21 protein-coding genes and 1 other annotated feature are annotated in these 22,073 nt (G+C 38.1%); of the genes, 3 read left to right on the top strand and 18 right to left on the bottom strand.

Features of this window, described 5'->3' with window-relative positions; genetic code table 11:
• Positions 1 to 2 precede the first annotated feature (2 nt).
• Positions 3 to 938, bottom strand: coding sequence for an ABC transporter permease (locus G8761_RS20490; protein WP_166029834.1), 936 nt, complete (start codon positions 936 to 938; stop codon positions 3 to 5).
• Positions 939 to 1,065: 127 nt separating this feature from the next.
• Complete coding sequence (locus G8761_RS20485; RefSeq protein WP_166029833.1) at positions 1,066 to 2,718, bottom strand: ABC transporter substrate-binding protein; 1,653 nt, start codon at positions 2,716 to 2,718, stop codon at positions 1,066 to 1,068.
• Positions 2,719 to 3,237: 519 nt separating this feature from the next.
• Positions 3,238 to 3,486 (top strand) — a binding site (T-box leader).
• Between the two features lie 62 nt (positions 3,487 to 3,548).
• Here G8761_RS20485 and trpS point away from each other — a divergent pair.
• A complete protein-coding gene (gene trpS, locus G8761_RS20480; RefSeq protein ID WP_166029832.1) occupies positions 3,549 to 4,538 on the top strand; it encodes a tryptophan--tRNA ligase in 990 nt (329 codons plus the stop codon).
• A gap of 55 nt (positions 4,539 to 4,593) precedes the next feature.
• Here the strand turns inward: trpS and G8761_RS20475 are convergent, their stop codons facing one another.
• The 11 genes from G8761_RS20475 to G8761_RS20430 form a co-directional block, all read right to left on the bottom strand.
• Positions 4,594 to 5,340 carry a YjbA family protein gene (locus tag G8761_RS20475; RefSeq protein WP_166029831.1) on the bottom strand — a complete coding sequence of 249 codons (747 nt, stop codon included), beginning with the start codon at positions 5,338 to 5,340 and terminating at the stop codon, positions 4,594 to 4,596.
• Between the two features lie 88 nt (positions 5,341 to 5,428).
• A complete protein-coding gene (locus G8761_RS26865; RefSeq protein ID WP_420800277.1) occupies positions 5,429 to 5,644 on the bottom strand; it encodes a YuzI family membrane protein in 216 nt (71 codons plus the stop codon).
• 111 nt (positions 5,645 to 5,755) lie between these two features.
• Positions 5,756 to 5,920 carry a hypothetical protein gene (locus tag G8761_RS20470; protein ID WP_166029817.1) on the bottom strand — a complete coding sequence of 55 codons (165 nt, stop codon included), beginning with the start codon at positions 5,918 to 5,920 and terminating at the stop codon, positions 5,756 to 5,758.
• A gap of 168 nt (positions 5,921 to 6,088) precedes the next feature.
• Positions 6,089 to 7,873 (bottom strand): oligopeptide ABC transporter substrate-binding protein, encoded by a 1,785-nt coding sequence (gene opp4A, locus G8761_RS20465; protein WP_166029830.1) that lies wholly within the window; start codon positions 7,871 to 7,873, stop codon positions 6,089 to 6,091.
• A gap of 18 nt (positions 7,874 to 7,891) precedes the next feature.
• Complete coding sequence (locus tag G8761_RS20460) at positions 7,892 to 8,764, bottom strand: ABC transporter permease (RefSeq protein ID WP_166029894.1); 873 nt, start codon at positions 8,762 to 8,764, stop codon at positions 7,892 to 7,894.
• A 79-nt stretch (positions 8,765 to 8,843) separates the two neighbouring features.
• Positions 8,844 to 9,812: an oligopeptide ABC transporter permease gene (gene opp4B, locus G8761_RS20455; RefSeq protein WP_166029829.1), complete on the bottom strand. Its 969-nt coding sequence runs from the start codon at positions 9,810 to 9,812 to the stop codon at positions 8,844 to 8,846.
• Positions 9,813 to 9,824: 12 nt separating this feature from the next.
• Positions 9,825 to 10,751 carry an ABC transporter ATP-binding protein gene (locus tag G8761_RS20450; RefSeq protein ID WP_166029828.1) on the bottom strand — a complete coding sequence of 309 codons (927 nt, stop codon included), beginning with the start codon at positions 10,749 to 10,751 and terminating at the stop codon, positions 9,825 to 9,827.
• The gene (locus tag G8761_RS20445) at positions 10,738 to 11,757 is read right to left on the bottom strand and encodes an ABC transporter ATP-binding protein (protein WP_166029827.1); all 1,020 of its coding nucleotides are present in this window, start codon (positions 11,755 to 11,757) and stop codon (positions 10,738 to 10,740) included. Before G8761_RS20445 ends, G8761_RS20450 begins: the two co-directional genes overlap by 14 nt.
• 258 nt (positions 11,758 to 12,015) lie before the next feature.
• Positions 12,016 to 12,804, bottom strand: a complete 789-nt coding sequence (locus G8761_RS20440) for a DUF2268 domain-containing putative Zn-dependent protease (RefSeq protein WP_166029826.1) — start codon at positions 12,802 to 12,804, stop codon at positions 12,016 to 12,018.
• Between the two features lie 311 nt (positions 12,805 to 13,115).
• Complete coding sequence (gene fabF, locus G8761_RS20435) at positions 13,116 to 14,354, bottom strand: beta-ketoacyl-ACP synthase II (protein ID WP_166029825.1); 1,239 nt, start codon at positions 14,352 to 14,354, stop codon at positions 13,116 to 13,118.
• Between the two features lie 72 nt (positions 14,355 to 14,426).
• Positions 14,427 to 15,359 carry a beta-ketoacyl-ACP synthase III gene (locus G8761_RS20430; RefSeq protein WP_166029893.1) on the bottom strand — a complete coding sequence of 311 codons (933 nt, stop codon included), beginning with the start codon at positions 15,357 to 15,359 and terminating at the stop codon, positions 14,427 to 14,429.
• Between the two features lie 206 nt (positions 15,360 to 15,565).
• Here G8761_RS20430 and G8761_RS20425 point away from each other — a divergent pair, with 206 nt between their 5' ends.
• The gene (locus G8761_RS20425; protein ID WP_166029824.1) at positions 15,566 to 15,802 is read left to right on the top strand and encodes a hypothetical protein; all 237 of its coding nucleotides are present in this window, start codon (positions 15,566 to 15,568) and stop codon (positions 15,800 to 15,802) included.
• A gap of 61 nt (positions 15,803 to 15,863) precedes the next feature.
• On the opposite strand, the gene G8761_RS20420 is transcribed toward G8761_RS20425, so the two are convergent.
• The 4 genes from G8761_RS20420 to G8761_RS20405 form a co-directional block, all read right to left on the bottom strand.
• Complete coding sequence (locus G8761_RS20420) at positions 15,864 to 16,061, bottom strand: ComZ family protein (RefSeq protein WP_166029823.1); 198 nt, start codon at positions 16,059 to 16,061, stop codon at positions 15,864 to 15,866.
• Positions 16,062 to 16,081: 20 nt separating this feature from the next.
• Entirely contained in the window at positions 16,082 to 17,029 is a 948-nt protein-coding gene (locus G8761_RS20415; protein ID WP_166029822.1) for a BMP family ABC transporter substrate-binding protein, read from the bottom strand.
• A 105-nt stretch (positions 17,030 to 17,134) separates the two neighbouring features.
• Positions 17,135 to 17,989: a hypothetical protein gene (locus tag G8761_RS20410; RefSeq protein WP_166029821.1), complete on the bottom strand. Its 855-nt coding sequence runs from the start codon at positions 17,987 to 17,989 to the stop codon at positions 17,135 to 17,137.
• A gap of 82 nt (positions 17,990 to 18,071) precedes the next feature.
• Positions 18,072 to 18,803 carry an alpha/beta hydrolase gene (locus tag G8761_RS20405; RefSeq protein ID WP_166029820.1) on the bottom strand — a complete coding sequence of 244 codons (732 nt, stop codon included), beginning with the start codon at positions 18,801 to 18,803 and terminating at the stop codon, positions 18,072 to 18,074.
• Between the two features lie 220 nt (positions 18,804 to 19,023).
• Here G8761_RS20405 and G8761_RS20400 point away from each other — a divergent pair, with 220 nt between their 5' ends.
• The gene (locus tag G8761_RS20400; RefSeq protein ID WP_166029819.1) at positions 19,024 to 19,212 is read left to right on the top strand and encodes a YjzD family protein; all 189 of its coding nucleotides are present in this window, start codon (positions 19,024 to 19,026) and stop codon (positions 19,210 to 19,212) included.
• 106 nt (positions 19,213 to 19,318) lie between these two features.
• On the opposite strand, the gene clpB is transcribed toward G8761_RS20400, so the two are convergent.
• Positions 19,319 to 21,916 carry an ATP-dependent chaperone ClpB gene (gene clpB, locus G8761_RS20395; RefSeq protein ID WP_166029818.1) on the bottom strand — a complete coding sequence of 866 codons (2,598 nt, stop codon included), beginning with the start codon at positions 21,914 to 21,916 and terminating at the stop codon, positions 19,319 to 19,321.
• Between the last annotated feature and the right edge of the window lie 157 nt (positions 21,917 to 22,073).

The following is a 22,073-nucleotide window of genomic DNA, read 5'->3' as shown; positions in this document are numbered from 1 at the left end:
GTTTATTCTCCTTTCTTCCCGCTTGTAAGTTTGATACGCGGGTCGATGAAACCATACGCAATGTCGACAAGGAGAATCGCGCTAAGCAAGATAATACTATAGAACACTGTGACGCCCATAATCACCGTGTAGTCACGGTTTGAAATCGACATAACAAAGTGAGAACCAAGCCCTGGAATACCAAAAATCTTTTCGATAACAAAACTTCCTGTAACAATACCCGCAGATAATGGCCCCATATATGAAACAACAGGAAGAAGCGCATTACGGATTGTATGTTTAATTGTTATAGCTGTTTGTCCCAACCCTTTTGATTTTGCTGTACGAATATAATCATTTGCAAGAACTTCAAGCATACTGGATCGAGTTAGACGTGCAATAAACGCCATTGGTGTTGATGCGAGTGCTAATGCAGGAAGAATCGTATGCATAAAAGAATCCCAACGAGCTACAGGGAATATATGCCATTTAATAGCAAGGAAATACTGTAAAACAGTAGCCATAATAAAGGATGGTACAGAAATTCCCAGTACCGCAATAATCATGGCACCATAATCCTGCCATTTATTATGTTTCAGTGCAGCAATAATTCCTAGCAGCGTTCCTAAAGCCAGCGCAATTAAAATTGCTTCTACACCTAAAAATAGTGAAACAGGAAAACCATCATTAATTAAGTCATTAACCGTTCTAGAATTATATTTAAACGATGGACCAAAATCCCAATGTGCAATTTTCACTAAATAATCTCCATATTGAACATACCATGGCTTATTTAAGCCGTAGTGTTCATTTAGTGAAGCCTGGATTTCAGGTGGCAGCTGCTTTTCACCAGTAAACGGGTTACCTGGTGCAAGGCGCATTAAGAAAAAGGTTGCTGTAATAATAAGATAAAGAGAAAACAGCAAGTATAGTAGACGTTTCGTGATGTATTTCGCCAAAATTTCACACCTCCATTAAGTACTAACTTTTTAAACTTTCAAAAAACTCTTATTCAGAAAGCAAGGTATATGGGTAACAAAACCCATATACCTTGCCTCTAAATCTAATATTTTTATTTGTAGTATTTTATTCGAAGTGAGCCCATTTCAACTGAACATCACCAAGACCAGATGTTACTACATCTTTAAGGTTATCTTTCTTAACCCAAACATTTGTATAGAAGTAAATAGGAGCTACCGGCATTTCATCCATAAAGATAGCTTCAGCTTTCTTCAGTATGTCTAAACGTTTTGATGCATCGCTTTCTTTTGCAGAATCTGCAAGTAATTGCTTGAATTCAGGATTTTCCCACTTAGTATCATTGTTACCGCCATTTTTGTCACGGAACAATTCAAGGAAGTTAATAGGGTCGTTGAAGTCACCCAACCAGCCCATACGTCCTACCATGTAGTCACCTTTATGAAGCTTGTCAATGTAAACTTTCCACTCAGCGTTATCAAGCTTAACATCGATTCCAAGGTTTGATTTCCACATATCCTGGATTGCCTGAGCAATCTTTTGGTGTGCTTCACTTGTATTATAAGACACAGTAATTGGTGGCAGATCTTTAGCATCTTTTAGGCCAAGTTCTTCTAAACCTTTTTTCAAATACTCTTTTGCTTTTTCAACATCGTTATCTTTGTAATAACCTTTTTTGTTTTCTTTGATCATTGAAGGTGGAACAGCTGCCATAGCAGGTATTTGTCCGCCCTGAGTGATATTGTCAACAATAGCTTGACGGTTGATTGCGTAAGAAAGTGCCTTACGGATGTTAACATTGTTCAATGGCGGCTTTTCAGTATTAAACTTGAACCAGTAAGTACCGGCAATTGGTTTAACATTCAATTTGCCATCATCTTTTAATTGTTTTAAAGCATCAGTTGGAAGTGTACCGAATGGTGAACCAGCCCAGTCAAGTTCGCCATTGTCGAACATAGAAAGTTCTGTATTAGGGTCATTGATCATGTACATTTCAACTTTTGTAAGTTTCACACTATCTTTATCCCAGTACTGGTCGTTCTTTTCAAGAGTGATCTTGTCCTGGTGAGACCATCCAGTCATTTTGAAAGGACCGTTTGAAACATAGTCCGCGCCAGCTTCTGCATACCATTTAGGATTCTTCGCTGCAACTGTGTGGTTTACAGGGAAGTAAGTGTAGAATGCTGTAAGCTCCAAGAAATAAGGAGTTGGATTTTCTAATTGTACTTCTAAAGTTTTGTCGTCAACAGCTTTAATTCCAAGAGTGTCAGCTCCTGCTTTACCTTCGTTAATAGCTTGCGCACCTTTTACATAGTAAAGCTGGTAAGCATATTGTGATTCGTTTTTAGGATCAAGAGCCCATTTCCAAGCATAAACAAAGTCTTCTGCTGTTACAGGATCTCCGTTTGTCCATTTTGCATCACGAAGTTTGAAAGTGTAAGTTTTCAAATCATCGGAATGTGTAATTTTCTCAGCCATAGCGGGCTGTGGTTTGCCGTCTTTATCAATACGAGTCAAACCTTCAAATGTTTGAAGCAATACTCCGCCGGAAGTAGCATCGTTAGCCAGCCCTGGATTCAGGGAGAACGGTTCGGAGTTAATGTTTACGCGCATTTCCTGAGGTACGTCAGATTTTTTGCTGTCGCCCTTTTTTGTTGATTCATTGCTTGCCTTGTCTTCTTTGTTAAAGCCGCCGCATGCAGTAAGGAACATGCTCAGAACAAGCAGCATGCTAAAAAAGACTGATAATCTTTTTTTCACGGTATTACCCCCCTATTTTTTTCGGCAAACAACTTTTACTTCTGTCCTCATTAGCAATTACAATTGTACGTCCTGGGTATAATTTACAAATAGTCTGTAAATTTAATTTATGAAATTGCCTGACTATTAAAAGATGAATAAAAAAGCAAGTTTACCATTTTAAGAGATCAAAAGAATATTAAAAAATTATTTGGTCCCTTAAGATGCCAGCTATAAACTTACCCATTCTTTTGGTCAGGAGGTACATTGAACTAGTAATGTGACAATATAGTAAATATATCGTTTGTTAAGTTTATTATAAATAGTTTAAATATTTAATGCAAGTAAGAATTGTGCAATATTTTTTACCTAATCTTAACAATTTTATCGCTTTAACACTGTAATGAGAGCACTATTCCTAAATTCCGTTTTTTTCCACATCTTCCTTTTGGACAACTTAATTATTATACTTGTATAACTTCATTAGCATAACTTGATTTTTTTTCCTAGTTACGCTATCTTATTTATAAATATTTCATTATTCAGGCGTTGAAAAAGAGTAGTACCTGCGAACTATGGAATGCAGAGAGTTTGTGGCTAGTGTAAACAAACATCCGTGTTGCAGGGAATGGACTTTGAGCCCTGGAGAGGAACTGGCCGAAACAATCGCTTAAGTATTCTCCGGCGTCTGCCCAGCGTTATCCTGGCATCCCCTACCTGCTTTAACGGGGATTAAAGAGGCTCGATTAAGAGCAATTAGGGTGGCACCGCGGACCATTCGTCCCTATTTTTGGGGATGAGTGGCTTTTTTTGTGTAAAAAGATAAATTTACTTTTAATGGAGGCATTTAAATGAAAACAATCTTTTCTGGTATCCAGCCGAGCGGTACCATCACTCTTGGAAATTATATCGGTGCCTTGAAACAATTTGTTGAACTACAAAATGAATATAATTGTTTCTTTTGTATTGTTGACCAGCATGCGATAACTGTTCCTCAGGATCGGCTTGAGCTGCGCAAGAATATTAGAGGCCTTGCGGCTTTATATCTTGCTGTTGGTATCGACCCTGAAAAAGCAACCTTATTTATTCAATCTGAAGTTCCGGCCCACGCCCAGGCAGGGTGGATGCTGCAGTGTGTTTCATACATTGGTGAACTAGAGCGCATGACTCAGTTCAAAGATAAATCGGCTGGAAAGGAAGCAGTTTCTGCTGGATTGTTAACTTATCCGCCTCTTATGGCCGCAGATATTTTGTTATATAATACTGACCTTGTCCCAGTAGGAGAAGATCAAAAACAGCACCTCGAATTAACAAGGGATTTGGCTGAACGCTTTAATAAAAAATATAATGATATCTTTACTTTACCAGAGGTAAGTATTCCAAAGGTTGGGGCAAGAATTATGTCACTGCAGGATCCGACAAAGAAAATGAGTAAATCCGACCCAAACCAAAAAGCTTTTATATCTCTTCTAGATGATGAAAAGCAGATTGAGAAGAAAATTAAAAGTGCAGTTACTGATTCAGAAGGAATTGTAAAATATGATAAAGAAAATCGTCCTGGTATCTCTAACCTGTTAACTATTTATTCTATTCTCGGAGGCATGCAGATTTCAGAAATAGAAGCGAAATACGAAGGCAAAGGCTACGGCGAGTTTAAAGCAGATCTGGCTAACGTTGTTATTAATGCACTTAAGCCAATCCAGGAACGATATAATCAATTACTTAATTCAACTGAACTGGATGAAATTCTTGATAAAGGTGCCAGTAAAGCTAACCAAACAGCAGGGAAAATGGTTAAAAAAATGGAAAACGCCATGGGACTTGGAAGAAAGAGAAAGTAATCTAATTAAATTATTATTGATAGAAAAGGCATGCCCTATTGATAGGGCATGCCTTTTAATTTACTTTTGGACCATGCTCCATTTCCCATAATTTTTCAAAAAACGGCTGGCCCTTTATTAAATTTTCACAAAAATACTCATGTTTTTTTGACCATCCACTTTTAGTTTCCTCGAATAAACATTCCCAGGCTTCCTTTACACACATCTCCTGGATATCGGAATATTTCTCAGGACACCATTCTGTAAACCAATACCGGACTTCGGCCTCATTATCGGAAGATTGAAGCTGGTCTAAAGCCATAAATAAAAGCTGCTTTAGCTGCCTTTCTTTGCGCGTTAATCCTGCCATCAGGGATGGTTCTGGTGATAATATATGGAACACCTTCTTATCCGTTTCCTTATGAAAATGATACTGTTTTGAATCGTGATTTTCAATCATTTCATATACCAGCTGTTCCTGGCGAGGGATTAAACGGCTTTTTCGAATAGGAATATTATATCCGATCGTATCCACTGCTAAAACTCCTGTTCCATCCGTAACGACAAAGCAATAATCCAGCTGAATTCTTTCATGATTTTTTCTAAGAAATGCTTTTTGATAAATATCATCCAGTAATTGCTGGGGAAGCTCTGAGAGATCATTTTCAATATAATCAAATAACACTGAATCAATTTTTAAAAGAGGAACCTGGTCAAGCAATTCAACCCCATCATCTTTGCGCCACTCGTGGAAATGGCAAACATTGTAGCTATTTTCTTCACCTTCAAACCAGTTTACCCATACATCATGAAGATACAACATCAGATAACCCCTCACTTCACGAAACTATTTGTCACTCAGTATGGTCAGCAGTTAGTTAAATTATTCCTATTTTGACACATTTGCTCTTTCAGTTTATATTCTTTTTTTCAGGAAAAAAAATACTCAATGATATTATTGCTAGTCCAATTGGAAGCAAGTAACATTCGGTTTTGTCGGAGATATATACTAGGTATTCCATAAAGTTTTTTCCTGCGGTCATAATATTAAGGTAGGCAATGGTACTAATTCCTCCCGATACAGCAAGTCCAAATCCCATCATCCAAAAAAAGATTCTTATCATCATGGCCAGCACCTTATCCCTGTTTTCTGCCCTGGGACCTGTCCGTTTTTTTCATATATATATGAAAATTTCCTCTTATATATAACAGTGGAATTAAAAAAGCTTGTACTCCATTCATCTCAACAATATCGCCTTCATAACTTCTCCATCATTTCTTGCTACAGAACAAAAGGCGCAAGCGCCCTGGTCAGATGATGAAAGGCTAAAATCGCCACGTCCTGTGGCAACGCCTTCCTGACCCACATCCTGTGGGCCCCCAACAGGCATAAGACGAATCACGTAGGAAATCCTGATTTCTGAAGTGATTTGGCTTATGACCCCGAGGGGCTGGGCGCTGGAGCTGGATTACAATAACCTAGTTCAAGTTATCCACAAGGTAAAAATCTATAATTTCCTAAACGATAAAAAAAGAGATGATCCAAATCGGATCATCTCTCTGTTTCTAAATTATTGTGCATCAGGAGTATCGCTGGAAACGCCAACCTTTGACCAAACAAAGCTGCTGTCTTTAGGGTCAACACTAAAGTTGGTAACACGATTATTTACTCCAGTTATAGCAGAACGGAACAATGTAGGAATGACAGGCATTTCGTCATTCATATATTTTTGCCATTCTGAGTAAGTCTTCTTACGGAAGTCTTTGTCAAAAGCTTTATCAGAATGTCCTTCTGCTAATAATTTTTCGTTCTTCTCACTTACGAAACGTGAGTAGTTAAATGATGCATCTTTAGCATACAGACCGTAAGGGTCTACGTCTGTACCTGTACCCCAAGCACCTGCAAATAGGTCAACTTTAGGGTCATCTTCTTCAACCATTTTATAGAATGAGTTAAATTCGGCTAAACGTCCATCAACAAGCTTAACATCTAAGCCAACATTTTTCCATGACTGGATGTAGAACCTAGCAAGTGGTTCTGCAGTGTCTCCTCCACTCATTGCAAGGAAATTGATTGTAAACTTCTTACCGTTTGGATCTTCACGCAGGCCGTCTTTATCAGTATCCTTATAGCCTGCTTTGTCTAATAATTTTTTAGCTTTAGCTGGATCATAACCGACTGGGTTAGCTTTTGGATCTGACCAAGTTGGGAAGGAAGGCGGAATCAAAGATGTTGCTGGGAAACGAAGTCCATTGTAGATTTTTTCCCCAACAGATTTTTCATCTAATGCATATCCCATTGCCTGACGTAAGTTCTTATCCTGGAATTTAGGATTATCCATTACGCTGACACCTTTTTTGGCATCCCAATGTCCTAATTTAAAACCAATATAGTTATAAGCTAAATCGATCTTTCCAACGAATTGGAAGTTTTTAGATCCTTTAGCAGCAGGGTATTGATCTGCAGGGAAATCAGCAACATCCACTTCACCTTTTTTAAGTGACTGTAAAATTACCTTAGGGTTAACAACTTTTAAAACTACACCTTGAAGATTAGGCTTGCCATGGTAATAATCGTCATTTCTTTCGAATTGAACAGATTCTCCTGGAACCATCTTTTTGATTTTAAATGGTCCAAAACCGATTGGAGTTTTATGAATCTTATCGGATTTTGCAAGATCTTTAATAGGAACATCGCCAAGGTAATGCTTAGGCATTGCATATGGCCACAGACCAGTTAATAGAGATGGATTAGCTGACGCAAAAGTAATAGAAAGTGTCTTGTCGTCGATGATTTTGATACCGGAAATATTTTGTGCTTTTCCTTCATGATATTCTTTCATCCCAACAATGCTTTGGATAATAGCATCGCCATAGCGTACACCAGTGTAATCTTTATTACCAATTACAAGGAATGAATATTCATAGTCTTGGGCTGTAACAGGCTTGCCATCAGACCAGTTTACATTGTCTTTAATTTTTACGGTAATCGTTTTGTTGTCATTTGACATTTTGTAAGTTGCTGCTCCGTCATTTGTGAACTCATAATCTCCATTTGTTGAGAATAATGGCTCATCAAAGAATTGCAGGATTTCATAATCTGGCTGTCCTTGGTAGAAGGCATAGTTTAATGTTCCTTCAAAAGGAGTATCAGATACCTGTGCAAAGTTCAAAACACCATCAGAGACTGGCTTTTTAGTGTTTTTAACCACCATTGGGAAAGTGCTGATATCTTCTTTTTTTGTATTGCTGGCTGAATTCTTTGTAGTGCCTCCAGTCGAGCTATTGCATGCTGATAACAGCAAACCAGCAGCGATAACCGGAGTTAAAAGCTTTACTACATTTTTCTTCTTCATGCTTTCTTTTCCCCCTCTTTATCCTAATCTTTGTCTTGCATCGGCGGCACGTTTTAGCGCCTGACCGATAAAATTTATACACAGCATCAAAACTAAAATTAGCAATGATGCGGGTAACCAAATCCACCACTTATTTTGAAGTACATCCGGATTGGATGCGTAGCTTACGAGAGTACCTAAACTTGGAGTGCTTTCCGGCAGACCAAAGCCTAAGTATGTTAATCCTGACTCAATTCCAATGTTGCCTGCCAGATTAAGTGTTAGGTTAACAATAATAATTGAGCTTAAGTTTGGCAGGACTTCTCTTATCATAATTTTCCAGTCAGGTGTTCCAAGCGTTTTTGAAGCATTTACATAATCCAATTCTCTTTCCGCAAGAGTCTTAGATCGTATAAGCCTTGCTTTTCCTGTCCATAGGAATCCACTCATAATAAGTATAAAAGTATAAACATTATATTTGGGAATAATGGTTACAAATACAATGATTAACATAAGTGTTGGCAGTATCAGTACAAAATCAATTATTCTCATAATCACATTATCTGTCTTACCGCCAAAGTATCCGGCGATTAATCCAACTGAAAGACCGATAATTCCTGCTACTAAGGTAACAAATAAACCGATAGTAAAAGAGTTTTTAGCACCGATTATTAATTGCCCAAGTATATCCCTGCCGCCGTAATCTGTTCCGAGAATATGCTCCGCAGAAGGAGGTGCGTATATGGATAATAAATCTACAGTAATGATTTTTTCCTGATCTAAAAGAAGGGATGCCCCGTATACTATTACGAGAACAAGTCCCAAAAGTATTAGAGATATTAACGCTAGTTTATCTTTTACAATTTCCCGCCACATTATAGCCAGTGGTCCGGTTCCTTTTGGCCTTTTCATTTTTTGTTTGTCTGAATCTATGTTTTGCTGGTTTGGATTAGCGATTTCAGTTTTCATGATAGTCCCCCTCTCACCTTGGCTATTCAATCCTGATTCGTGGGTCAACAGCACTTAAGATAATATCCGACAATAATGTACCAATAAGAGTCGCTAAGCCAGATATCATTACAAGTGCGGTAACAACACTAAAATCACGTTGGGAGATGGAGGCGATAAATAACTGGCCAATTCCCGGATAACCATAAATCGTTTCTAAGAAAACCGAACCACCTATTAAATAAACAATCTCATAACCAAGAAAAGCTGCAATTGGCAAAAATGAGTTGCGTAAAATGTGCTGTGTATATACCTTTGATTCATTAACCCCTTTAGCCCTTGCTGTTTTAACAAAATCTTTAATTTTTGTATCAATAATCTCATTACGCAAATACTGAATAGTTACGGTAGTATTCACAATAGCACCAGATAATGCCGGAAGAATAAGATGGTTAAGCTTACTCATGTAGTATGAAAATGTTCCATCTTCCACTCTGATATCCACACTTCCGCTTGTAGGGAACCAATTAAGAACGAATCCAAAAATAAACAACATGATCAAAGCAAAGATAAATAGTGGAGTTGCAAATGTAAGATAGTTATAGCCAACTACCATTTTGTCGGCCCATGAATCTGTCCATCTTCCTCCCACAATTCCCAGTGGAATAGCAATCATATAGCTTAAAATTAAAATTGCTAAAGATAAAATAAGTGTGTTCTCCATTCTTCCAGCTAGAAGCTGTGTTACAGGTACCTGATGAATGACTGACATTCCCATGTCTCCATGAAGAAGTCCTCCTGCCCAATGCAAGTACTGTTTATAAGGAGGGTCAAGTAATCCCAGCTTTTGTTTTAACTCATGTAGAGTTTGAGCATCCATTTTCGGATTGCTTGCTAATTGTCCTGTTAAAGCATCACCCGGCATGGCTTTTGCCAGAGCAAATATCAGGACGCTTAAAATTATCAACTGAGGGATCATGACTACGAATCTGCGTAAAATAAATTTAATCATCTGTCTTCCCCCCTACGGCAATGCAACTGAGTGTGTATCTGAAATTTGTTTAAGTTGATAAACCTTACCCTCAGCGTTAAAATACTTCTCGTATGAATTCTTATATTCAGCGTTGATTTCTTGTCTGAGTTCAACTTGCCGCACCCTTTTTTCAGGATTTATATCCGGGATAGCGGAAATTAATCTCTTAGTATAAATGTGCTGTGGATTTGAATAGATTTCTTTGCTTGTACCTTGTTCAACAAATTGTCCGCGGTACATAATTCCGATACGGTCACACATATGCTGAATAATTCCTAAGTCGTGACTAATAAATAAATAAGTCAAATTAAATTCTTTTTGAATATCCTGCATAAAGTTTAATACCTGTGCTTGTACCGAAACGTCGAGTGCAGATACAGGTTCATCTGCAATAATAAGCTTTGGATTAAGTGTAAGAGCTCGGGCAATACCAATCCGCTGTCTTTGTCCGCCTGAAAATTCATGCGGATATTTATAAATGGACTCTGGATTTAATCCTACCTTCTCTATGTAATACTCAACCTTACGCTTTTCTTCACCTGGTGATAATCTTTCAAAATTTCTTAGCGGTTCAGCAATAATATCCAAAACCCGCTTTCTGGGATTTAATGAAGAATAAGGATCCTGAAAAATCATCTGAATATCTTGACGATGATGATGAAAGTCCCTGCGGCTTAATTTTGTTAAGTCTTTTCCTTCAAACAAAATCTCACCTGATGTGGATTTGTTTAAACCAATGATTGTTCTGCCTGTTGTTGTTTTTCCACATCCGGATTCACCTACAAGCCCATAGGTTTCTCCTTGCTTTAGTTCGAAACTAATATCATCGACAGCCTTTACATGATCTACAACTCTTCTAAAAAAACCGCCGCGAATTGGATAATAAACTTTGAGATTATTTACTTTAAGAAACGACATATTTGCTATCCCCTATTTCTTCAGGAAAGTGAAAGTGATTATAGCACGTACAGCGAACATAATGGTTTGCTTCAACTTCCCGTAATATTGGATGTTCTTCGTGATTATGGTCATCTATCCAGTCTATACGTTCTTTAAAACGGCAGCCTTCTCTCGGCAAATTCTGCAGAGATGGAACGATTCCCTTTATCACATGCAGTCTATCTTTTTCAGACGCTGTTGATGGAATAGAATTCAATAAGGATCTAGTATATGGGTGCAATGGATTTTTAAATAAAGTTTTAACATCTGCAAGCTCCACTATTTCTCCTGCATACATAACCGCTACTCTGTCTGCCATTTCGGCAACTACTCCAAGATCGTGAGTGATCAAGATAATTCCAGTCTTCATTTGCCTTTGCAGGTCTTTAAGCAAGTCCATAATTTGGGCCTGAATTGTAACATCAAGTGCAGTTGTCGGTTCATCTGCAATAACTAACGAAGGCTCACATGCTATGGCAATCGCAATAACAACACGCTGCCGCATACCGCCGGATAATTCATGAGGAAATTGCTTGTAAGTTCTCTCTGGATTTGGAATTCCTACTTTTTTCAATAACTCCAGTGCTTTTTGTTTTTTCTTTCCACTGGAGAGATTTGTATGATAAGTCATACTTTCTTCTATTTGTCTGCCGCAAGTCATTAGCGGGTTAAGTGCTGTTAAAGGATCCTGAAAAATCATACCGATATCTTTTCCACGAATTTTATTCATTTCAGACGTTGTTAAGCTCAATAGATTTTTTCCGTTAAAATTAACATTACCCTCTAACTTCGTTCTTCCCTGCGGGTGCAGGCCCATAATTGACAGTGCCAGGGCACTTTTTCCACAGCCTGATTCACCTACTATCGCTACAACTTCATTTTCTTTAATTGTTAACGTTACATCATCAACAGCTGCATAATAATTATTATTTATCCGAAATGAAGTACGCAGATTTTTCAATTCCAACAATGGTTGATTACTCAATGTGAATCCCCCTAACAAAAACATATATAAAAAAGTAGAATAATATAACATGAAACTAGGATTTTGATAAGGATTTCAGTTAACTGTTAACAGAAAGTGAAAAATCTTTATCTTTTATATCTTTATATTCTTTTAATTATTCTGTAAATTTATTTATTTAAAAATTATTTTATTACATTTAGTTTACATTTGCAATAACTTTTTTATAGAACTTGTCTTCCATTTAATAGAAGGATATAACAACTTTAGTGTTGATTTTTAACAAAATACACCATCATTCCCCAAAAAATCGGATGCTTCTTTCGAAAATGAAAGTTTTTCAGAATAATTGTTGTTCTGATAGTAGTTTTCTACAATAGCAAACCCTGCCGCGTATCCTAATAAAGCAGGATATCGTCCGCGGCCATATAATAAATCATCATGTTTTCTTTCATTTTTCTGGATATCTAAATGTTCCTTTAAATAAGTGTTCCAGAATGCTAATAGTTCTTTTTTAGAATACATATGGCACCAATTAGCCAAATAGCTTTTGCCACAATTTTTTAATACAGCATACTCCGCAAGCCCTTCAATAATTAAAGAATCTAATAAAGTATTCGCCTCCATTTTTTTTGTTTGTTTTTTGAGCCTGCATACATGATGGTATTCGTGAACAAATAATGCCTCTATCTCTTTAAGATCGCTAACATCACTAATAAAGAGAAACATTTTATCCGGAAAGGAGACCCCTGATTTAGTGTTTTCCTGTCTCATAAACAGTCCCCTCCTTTGTCCCAGCGGAAAAAGAAAAATAGGAATATCGGGCCCTGACCATTTGTCTCGATAGTTTTCAAATATATGCCTAACCTGTTTCCATACTTCCTTTTCGTTCATTAAATCTAAATTTCTTTTTGTTGGCCAAGAGGGTTTATACATTCCAAATTTCAATAATTGATTGTAAATCTGATTCGCAGTGGAATCTTTAAAATAGGGAAGAAGCTTTTCACAAATTTTTATTGGACTGTCAAACTGCTCCTTCATCCACTTGTCTGTTTGAATTATCCCCATCTTACTCATTCTCCTTTTTGCATTTTCCTTTGAGTAGTTTATGTGGGGTTATTGGAGTTGTTCGTAAAACTAATGGGGTGCAAGCTTAATTTTCAGACTAATTCTATAGGTTCCTTCGTGAGGTACTTGTTCTTGGGGATGTTAGGTTCAATGTCCTGCAGAAAAACGGGCTGTTGCCTCACAGTGAGGTACGAGCGGGGAAACATGTGAGTTCGTCCACGGAAAGGGAGAGATTCTCTCGCTATTTTCCAAAAATCAATATAAAAAGCAGGCGCTTTTGCACCTGCTTTGATTTGTATTAATTTAACCTTTTATTCATATCTCACAAAAGCGATTGTAGCATTATGGCCGCCAAATCCTAATGAATTGCTGATAGCGGCTTTAACTTCCTTTCGGCGTGACTTATTTGGCACATAGTCAAGGTCACATTCAGGATCTGGTGTTTCATAATTAATAGTTGGAGGAAGTATGCCTTCTTTAATAGCCAATACAGTAAAAATAGCTTCTACCCCGCCAGCAGCACCCAGAAGGTGTCCTGTCATAGACTTTGTAGAGCTTATAGCTACATTGTAGGCATGCTCGCCAAATACTTCTTTTATAGCCATAGTTTCATACTTATCATTATAGTCTGTCGAGGTTCCATGGGCATTAATATAATCAATTTGTTCAGGACTTAGGCCTGCATCATCAATCGCCATTTTCATTGCCCTTGCCCCGCCTTCTCCGCCAGGTGCCGGTGCTGTTATATGATAGGCGTCACCAGTTGCACCGTATCCAACGATTTCTGCATAAATTTTGGCACCACGAGCCAGAGCATGTTCTAATTCCTCAAGAATTACTACTCCTGCTCCCTCTCCAATGACAAATCCGTCCCGGTTCAAATCAAATGGACGGCTCGCTGTCTTTGGATCAGGATTGTTGGATAATGCTGTATTTGCACAAAATCCAGCTACTGCCATTTTAGTAATTGGAGCCTCTGCTCCTCCTGCAACCATAACATCAGCATCTCCGCGTTGAATTACTTTAAAAGCATCTCCAATAGAATTGGTTCCAGTTGCACAGGCAGTAACAGTACAAGAATTAAAACCTCTCGCACCCAGAGCAATAGAAACCTGACCTGCTGCCATATCCGGAATCATCATTGGAACGAAGAATGGGCTTACCCTTCTGTATCCTCTGTTTAAGAATATTTCATATTGATTTTCAAATGTCTCCATACCGCCAATTCCAGAGCCAATCCAGACACCTACACGAGGAGCATTTTCATCGGTAATTACCAAATCGGCATCTTTTACAGCCATCAAAGATGCAGCTACTGCATAATGTGTAAACCGGTCCATTTTTCTGGCGTCTTTTTTCTCAATAAATTCTTCTACATTGAAATCCTTTAACTCTGCCGACACTTTGGCAGGATACTCATCCGCATTTATTCTAGTTAACGGGCCAACCCCGGATTTCCCTTCAATCGCATTACTCCAGCTTGTCGCAGCATCATTGCCAAGCGGTGTAACTGCTCCGATGCCTGTAACCACTACTCGCCGTTTTTTCATCGTCTATCCATCTCCTTTGTCTGTATTCATAAATTTATTTTCACTGTATCTTTTGTCAAATAAGAAGCGGACTTATCTTCCCCAGCGCATAGCAATGGCTCCCCAGGTTAGTCCTCCGCCAAATCCTACCATAATAATAAGGTCATCATCTTTAATTTTTCCAGCTTCGAGCTCTTCTACCAAAGAAATAGGTATCGAAGCAGCCGAAGTATTTCCATATTTATTAACCGTTTTGGACATTTTTTCTACTGGAAGTTCTAGTCTCTGCCTGGAAGCCTCCATGATGCGGATGTTTGCCTGATGAGGAATAAGAAAGTCGACATCCTCTTTCGTTAGGCCGGCTTTTTCCAGTACATTCAGACTGCTCTCACCCATTTGGCGGACGGCAAATTTGAAGACCTCACGCCCATTCATAATTATATATTCATCTTGGTAAAGGTGTTTCCCTCCTGTACCATCTGCACCTAATTCAAAGGATAAAATTCCTCTGCCTTCTTTAACATGTCCAATTACTGCTGCACCTGCTCCGTCTCCGAAAAGGACTGCTGTATTCCGGTCGTTCCAGTCCGTAATCTTTGATAGCTTTTCTACACCTATTACAAGTACGTATTTAAATCCACCTGATTCAACAAACTGTTTTGCTGTTACTACTCCATACATGAAACCTGCACATGCTGCACTTATATCCATAGCGGCAGCTTTTTTCGCACCGAGTCTTTCCTGAAGCATACAGGAAACAGAGGGAAATGGCCGATCTGGAGTTACTGTTGATACAAGAATCAAATCAAGTTCTTCTGCAGTTATGCCGGCATTTTCAATCGCCTTTTGTGCAGCAGCAAAAGCCATATCAGAAGTATTTGTATTGTCATCGGCTATTCTTCTTTCTTCAATCCCGGTTCTTGTACGAATCCATTCATCAGAAGTATCCATTACCTTTTCCAAATCAGCATTAGTTACTACTTTTTCAGGCAAAAATCTGCCAATGCCAATGATTCCTGCGCCCATAATTTCCAGCTCCTTTTGTTTTTTATCCCTATTATTCATTATGTCCAATTCCACTTATTATCAAATATTATTACCTGGTACTAATTTTACCTATAAATTAGAATTTGTGCAACAGGTTTTGCTTCTGTTCTCCGCCATTGTCCATACATATTTGATTCAAAAGCATAGTGTTAATTAGGAATCTTCTTAAAGGAGGAGAAGGTGATATGGAAAAAGAAAGCCCACGTGAGATAAAAGAACCAGGCGATCCGCTCACAAGATTTGCGTTTAGGCCCAGCCCGAGAAGTGATGAAGCTTTTATTGAGAACCATCCGCATATTAGGCATCGTTTTAATCAATTTGTTTTTGATCAACTACTGTGGAATTTAGATGACTCAGCCAGAAAGTTAAGACCATACTTCCTCTGGATTAACATAACCTCCCCTGAGTTATCCATTGGGTAAAAACATGTAGTGTTGCCTAATTTTAAAAAATAGCTGCCTACTCGGCAGCTATTTTTTAAAATTATTGGTCTGACTCTTTTTTAGCGTCATCATAGCCCAGCTCATATGCTTCGTTCATTACATTCGTAAATAAAGACATTAGGGGCTGAAGCATTTCCATAGATAATTCAATGCCCAATTGATCAAGCTGTGCTTTTGCTTCTGGAAAGTGCTTCATTGCAATTTGCATAAATTGCATATTTTTTTCTTGTGCGTTCATATGTATACTCCTTTTTTATACTATTGTGGCAATTTTCCAGTTTCTATATATTTTTGTATATCCCCATTTATTTCATTGATAAACTTTTTATCCACAAGGGGGCTGAATTTACCGAGAGAAACTCCCTTATCCTTAAAATCAAATTCAAGGTTCCCGGATTTTAATTTACCTTCTGCATATTGTCTTGCTACAACTTCATACAAGAGATCTACATTCTGGATGGTACTTGTTAACACTGTTGTTTCGCCGAGATCAGATTGGTCTGAAACATATCCGATTACAAAAAGTCCATGTTCCTTCATTTTTTCAATTAACGAAACATTAAAACCATCGCCGGCAGGATAAAGAACATCAATCCCGGTTTCAAGCATCTGATCAAGTAATTGATTGGCTTTTGCTTCATCGTCCCAATTACCAACATATTTTATAGAAATATCCGTATTCTTATCCTCGCTCAATGCCCCTTTTTTAAAGCCTTCCACTTCGGACTGCCATTTATAAGCGGCTATAACCCCGATCCGATGCGTTTTTGACATGTGTGCTGCTACCTTTCCGCCAAAATACCCCATCGCATATCCCTTAAAATTTAAACTTGTTGTATTTGAGTTTTTTGCATCCCCATTGAAACTGACAAATTGTATATCCGGATACTTTTCAGATATTCGATTAAAGTAATCTGCATATTCGGCACCATGGCCAAAAATAAGATTTACTCCTTTTTGATGAAGTTCTTTAACAGCTCGTTCCACCACTAAATCGGTATTCATGCCTTCTTTATAATATACATCTATATTAAATTCAGACTGGATTTTCAGCATCCCTTTATAGCCCTTTGTCCCCCATACCTGGTCGTTAATGGTGTCAGGAACTAATAATCCAACTTTTTTAAGCTTTCCTGGTGTATCTGAATGGCTGCACGAGCTTAGAAGGAAAAGGGATATAAAGATAACAGCTAAACGATACCACATGATTGCACCTCCTTCTCAAGGCAGCACCCTAATTATTTTTCTTTTTGAGGTGTTTTTGCTCTTTTTATTCTAACCTTATCAAAAAGAATTGAAAAGGAGTTTCCATCACTTCCATATTTCACTATCCCTTAATCGTTCATTATGCTTTTGTTGCATCGCATATCCTTCGACGAAAGAGGTTATCTTCTTTATGCGCAGTCCTAATAAATGATTTTCGTTAAAGGTATTCAGCGGACGGTGTTCTGGAACAGGTTTATTGATTGATTTCAGCTGCAGGATACAATTCTCCCAGTAATTTTCTATGCTGCTTTCTAGTAAGTAGCGACCACTTCTTTCACTTTCGATAGTTTCGGTCAATTTTGCTACTGCATCTGTAATAAAGATTAAATCTGCGGTCCATTCTCTATCTGACTTTATTTCAGCTTTATTTCCCATATCCCCCAGGATTGCCTGCTGTACATAAAAAGTAGCCGGCTGCCAGGGTCCATATAAAGATGGGAGATAAATATGCTGACATCTCTGTTCCGGTATAGGAAGCTCTGAAAGAAATGCTCTTAGTGTAAATAAGATATCAGCCTGAAAAGAATCGGATAACATTTGAACAGGCAATAAAAAGACAAAGAGATTTTTTCCGTTATCATTTGATTCAAGACTTTTTATAAAGGATTTTAGATTATCCTGTTCCGTAATGGAATCATCCTTAAACTCCATAAATAAATCAAATAAGGAAACAATCACCGCCTTTTTTTCATGATTAGATGTTTCTCCTGCAGCCGCCTCCAGGCCCGCTTCTGTAAAATTAGCATTCCTGCCAATCTCAAGTCTTTTTTCATCGGCATAAGATTCTATTTCGTTTTCCGGAAAGCTTATCCCTGTTACTTCCCACCCCTTGGCAAGCAATGCTGTACATAGATGAAATCCAACAAATTGAAAAGTTCCGTAGATAATTGCCCTTTCCATTTGAATTCCTCCCAAGTCCTCACAATATATTGAATCCTATGCTTTATGAAGTTTTTTTATTTCTTGAATAAATTCTATGGGATTACAGACTTTTCTCATGTTTTTTATAAAACTTGATAATTTGTACACCAAGCTGCTGTTTTTTTTCGGGAACCATAAAATTTGCGCTAACTCTCCCGGCATCTGGAGAATTAATTAGCTTCTGATAAAGCGGTGATTGATTAAATGCCCTTCCTCCTGATAATATCTGAATGATCTTCACAGATATTTCTTTATCAAATAAGATCGGATCATTGCTTTTTAGTATTGTATCCTCCATGGTTTTGCTATCTTTATGATAAGCAAGTGCTAATTCACTTAACAGTTTTTTATAAAAAAACTTATGTTCCCGTTCTTGCTCCAAGTGCAGTTTTAAGGATAATATAGGATTCACAAAAACCACTGAGCGAATTTTCTCTCCCATTTCTTTAAACAGCTGAAGTGCAACAAGACTCCCCATTCCTTCAGCAAGGATATGGATCTTTTCATTTAATATTTCATTTCGGATTACATGCTGGTAAAGCCTTTGTGCCATTTCAACAGCGGGTCTGCTTCCCCAGTTTTTCCCGAAGAGGTTAGAAGAAAAAATAGTATATCCTGCTTCCTTAAATTCCTCTATCAAGGAAAGCTTCCCCTCATTCTGCAGCCAGAAGCTTTTACCTTCATCTACGAAATGCCTTTCATCTCCTATTATAAGGATACCGAAGCCATTTGGCTTTTCAGGATAGTGTATGATATTCCATTGGGTATCCAACTGAAAAATTCGGTTATCCATAGAGTAAACTCCTTTTACATCAATTCATCAGATTATCGTATGCTTTTTCATGTAATCGGAAAGGGGCTTTGCCCAATTATTGAAGATTAAATTTAAAATTATTCGTTTCATTTATGAATTACTAACTTGGATTTTCCATCTTGCGATTTGGAGGTTCATTATTTCTATTACCTATGGTAAGATGTTAGAAGAATGAATGAAATAGTATGAGGTGAAATTAATGAAATACTTTTGGACACTGTTCTGGACATTCCTGCTGTGTGAAATGCTGTCATATGTCGTTTGCTCAATGGTAGGTTCTGAATTTAAAGTTGAAACCGGTGCCATGCTGGCTGTAGGCTTTACGATCCTGATTCTTATCATTCCAGCAATTATTCCTAACGATAAGGAAGAAAAGCACATTCATTAAAGTAAAGCATAGAGCCCGTTTAAAAGGGGCCATGCTAGACAGCGGAAAAGCAGCATCTGCTGTCTAACTTTTAAAAAGTCATCCTGCCAAAACAGGATGACTTTTTTTAATGAACCATAAAAACAAGTTTTCCATCTTCAACATTAATTTGTAAAGTACTGTTCGTTTTAATGTTTCCAGATATAATTTCTCTAGCGAGCTTTGTTTCTATATATTTTTGAATATACCTCTTCAAAGGCCTTGCACCGAAGTCAGGATTGTATCCATTTTCGGCTATATATTCTTTAGCTGATTCCGTCAGTAAGATTTGGATATGCTGATCCTCCACTCTGTTTTGCAGATCGTCTACCATCTTGTTGACTATTTCCTTTATCTCATTGCCCGTTAATGGTTTAAACAAAATAGTTTCATCTATCCGATTTAAAAACTCTGGACGGAAATGCGTTCTTAACAGCTGCTCTATTTTATCTACAGTAGTTTTAGAAATCTCATGGCCATCGTTTTTATCTTCAAGCAAGAAATGGGAGCCGATATTGGAAGTCATAATAATAACGGTGTTTTTGAAGTCGACCGTCCTGCCTTGAGAATCTGTAATTCTTCCATCATCCAACGCCTGAAGGAGCAGGTTAAAAACCTCAGGATGTGCTTTTTCTACTTCATCTAAAAGGATAACGGAATAAGGTCTTCTTCTAACGGCTTCAGTCAGCTGTCCCCCTTCTTCATAACCTACATACCCAGGAGGTGCTCCAATCAACCTTGATACCGCAAATTTTTCCATATACTCGGACATATCTATACGAATCATTTGTTCTTCACTGTCAAATAATGCTTCAGCTAAGGCTTTTGCCAGCTCTGTTTTCCCTACCCCGGTTGGGCCAAGGAATAAAAATGATCCTATTGGCCTGTTTGGATCCTTTATACCAGCCCTCGCTCTGATTACCGCGTCTGAAACCAGCTGAATGGCTTCATCCTGGCCAATGACACGCTTATGAAGGAGAGCTTCGAGGTTTAAAAGCTTTTCTCTTTCTCCTTGAACAAGTCTTGTTAAAGGAATTCCTGTCCACCGTGCCACAATATCTGCTATTTCTTCATCTGTCACTTCTTCCCGGAGAAGACGATTCTCGTTATGATCCGCTGAAGCAGCTTCAAGCTCCTTAATTTCCTTTTCCATTTTAGGGATTTTCCCGTGACGAAGCTCAGCTGCACGATTTAAATCATATTTATCTTCCGCCTTTTGAAGTTCAAGACGAAGATTCTCCAATTCCTCTTTTTTCTCCTGAACCTTTTGAATGCTCTCTTTTTCTTTTTGCCATTGTCCCTTCATTGCATGAGCCTGCTCTTTTAAATCTGCCAGTTCCTTCTCCAGTTCGGCGAGCCGCTCAAGGCTGCTTTCATCCTTCTCTTTTTTCAACGCAGCTTCTTCAATTTCAAGAAGCATAAGGCGTCTGGTTACTTCATCCAGTTCAGTCGGCATTGAATCAATTTCAGTCCTGATATGGGCGCAGGCCTCATCAACTAAATCAATTGCTTTATCGGGCAGGAAACGGTCTGAAATATACCTGTCCGAAAGAGTAGCTGCGGCAACAAGTGCCCTGTCATGTATTTTTACCCCATGATGGATTTCAAATCTTTCCTTTAATCCTCGTAAAATGGAAATTGTATCTTCCACTCCTGGTTCCTGAACCACAACTTGCTGAAAGCGGCGTTCTAAAGCGGGATCTTTTTCTATATATTTTCGGTGTTCCTCAAGTGTCGTTGCCCCAATACAATGAAGTTCTCCGCGGGCCAGCATGGGTTTCAGCATATTGCCTGCATCCATAGCTCCTTCCGTCTTCCCCGCACCAACGATTGTATGGAGTTCATCGATAAACAATAAAATTTTCCCTTCACTCTTCTTTACTTCATTTAATACTGCTTTTAATCTCTCTTCAAATTCTCCTCTGAATTTTGCACCTGCGATTAGAGAACTCATATCTAGTGAAAAGATGGTTTTATCTTTAAGACCTTCAGGGACATCCTTTCTGACAATTCTTTGGGCAAGCCCCTCAACGATTGCTGTTTTTCCCACCCCAGGTTCACCAATTAGGACTGGATTGTTTTTTGTTTTTCTTGAAAGGATTCTGATTACGTGTCTGATTTCAGTATCGCGCCCAATAACCGGGTCAACTTTTCCAGTTTTTACTTCCTCTACAAGATCCCTGCCGTATTTCTTTAGTGCTTCATAGGTCTCTTCTGGGTTTTGTGTAGTCACTCGCTGATTCCCCCTTATTTCTTTAATAACTTTTAAAAACTCGTTCGAATTTGCATTAACTTCTTCGAGAATCTTACCCATTCCTGAAAACAAAGCTGAGCTAGCCAGCAAAATATGTTCAGTTGAGATAAAGTCGTCTGTAAATTGCTTTTTTACTTCTTCAGCTTTTATAAGCAGATTCTGTAAATTTGAAGTTATATATAAGGTTCCGTCCGCCACTCCGCTTCCTGTAACCTGCGGTTTCATATTCAGTTTCTCTTTTATTTTTTGTTTAACATTTTCTGTTTTTATACCCGTTCTTTCTAAAACAGTATTAATCAGGCTGTCTTTCTGATTCATTAATGAAAGAAACAAATGTAAGTCATCGACTTCCTGATGCTGGAACTCTGCTGCCAATTCCCGAGCACCAATAAAGCCTTTTTGCAAGCGTTCCGTCATCTTATTTAAGTCCATTTTTTACCTCCATTTGACCTTTTTTGACCTAATATATACTTATTATATTCCATGAGAAAAAGAAAGAAAAGCCACCCGCTGTGAACTATACCCCATATTTCGGACAGTGATAAAAAAGAGCCTATACTGCTAATAGGTGGCCCCGGTATTGCACCGG

Source organism: Neobacillus terrae (genome assembly GCF_011393025.1).
Taxonomy (GTDB): domain Bacteria; phylum Bacillota; class Bacilli; order Bacillales; family Cytobacillaceae; genus Neobacillus_A; species Neobacillus_A terrae.
This window is presented reverse-complemented; position numbering and strand designations above follow the sequence as displayed.

Coding starts and splice junctions, on each gene's coding strand:
- trpS (WP_166029832.1), top strand. CDS start 3,549: ATGAAAACAATCTTTTCTGGTATCCAGCCGAGCGGTACCATCACTCTT.
- G8761_RS20475 (WP_166029831.1), bottom strand. CDS start 5,340: ATGTTGTATCTTCATGATGTATGGGTAAACTGGTTTGAAGGTGAAGAA.
- G8761_RS26865 (WP_420800277.1), bottom strand. CDS start 5,644: ATGATGATAAGAATCTTTTTTTGGATGATGGGATTTGGACTTGCTGTA.
- opp4A (WP_166029830.1), bottom strand. CDS start 7,873: ATGAAGAAGAAAAATGTAGTAAAGCTTTTAACTCCGGTTATCGCTGCT.
- G8761_RS20460 (WP_166029894.1), bottom strand. CDS start 8,764: ATGAAAAGGCCAAAAGGAACCGGACCACTGGCTATAATGTGGCGGGAA.
- opp4B (WP_166029829.1), bottom strand. CDS start 9,812: ATGATTAAATTTATTTTACGCAGATTCGTAGTCATGATCCCTCAGTTG.
- G8761_RS20450 (WP_166029828.1), bottom strand. CDS start 10,751: ATGTCGTTTCTTAAAGTAAATAATCTCAAAGTTTATTATCCAATTCGC.
- G8761_RS20440 (WP_166029826.1), bottom strand. CDS start 12,804: ATGGGGATAATTCAAACAGACAAGTGGATGAAGGAGCAGTTTGACAGT.
- fabF (WP_166029825.1), bottom strand. CDS start 14,354: ATGAAAAAACGGCGAGTAGTGGTTACAGGCATCGGAGCAGTTACACCG.
- G8761_RS20430 (WP_166029893.1), bottom strand. CDS start 15,359: ATGGGCGCAGGAATCATTGGCATTGGCAGATTTTTGCCTGAAAAAGTA.
- G8761_RS20425 (WP_166029824.1), top strand. CDS start 15,566: ATGGAAAAAGAAAGCCCACGTGAGATAAAAGAACCAGGCGATCCGCTC.
- G8761_RS20420 (WP_166029823.1), bottom strand. CDS start 16,061: ATGAACGCACAAGAAAAAAATATGCAATTTATGCAAATTGCAATGAAG.
- G8761_RS20415 (WP_166029822.1), bottom strand. CDS start 17,029: ATGTGGTATCGTTTAGCTGTTATCTTTATATCCCTTTTCCTTCTAAGC.
- G8761_RS20410 (WP_166029821.1), bottom strand. CDS start 17,989: ATGGAAAGGGCAATTATCTACGGAACTTTTCAATTTGTTGGATTTCAT.
- G8761_RS20405 (WP_166029820.1), bottom strand. CDS start 18,803: ATGGATAACCGAATTTTTCAGTTGGATACCCAATGGAATATCATACAC.
- G8761_RS20400 (WP_166029819.1), top strand. CDS start 19,024: ATGAAATACTTTTGGACACTGTTCTGGACATTCCTGCTGTGTGAAATG.
- clpB (WP_166029818.1), bottom strand. CDS start 21,916: ATGGACTTAAATAAGATGACGGAACGCTTGCAAAAAGGCTTTATTGGT.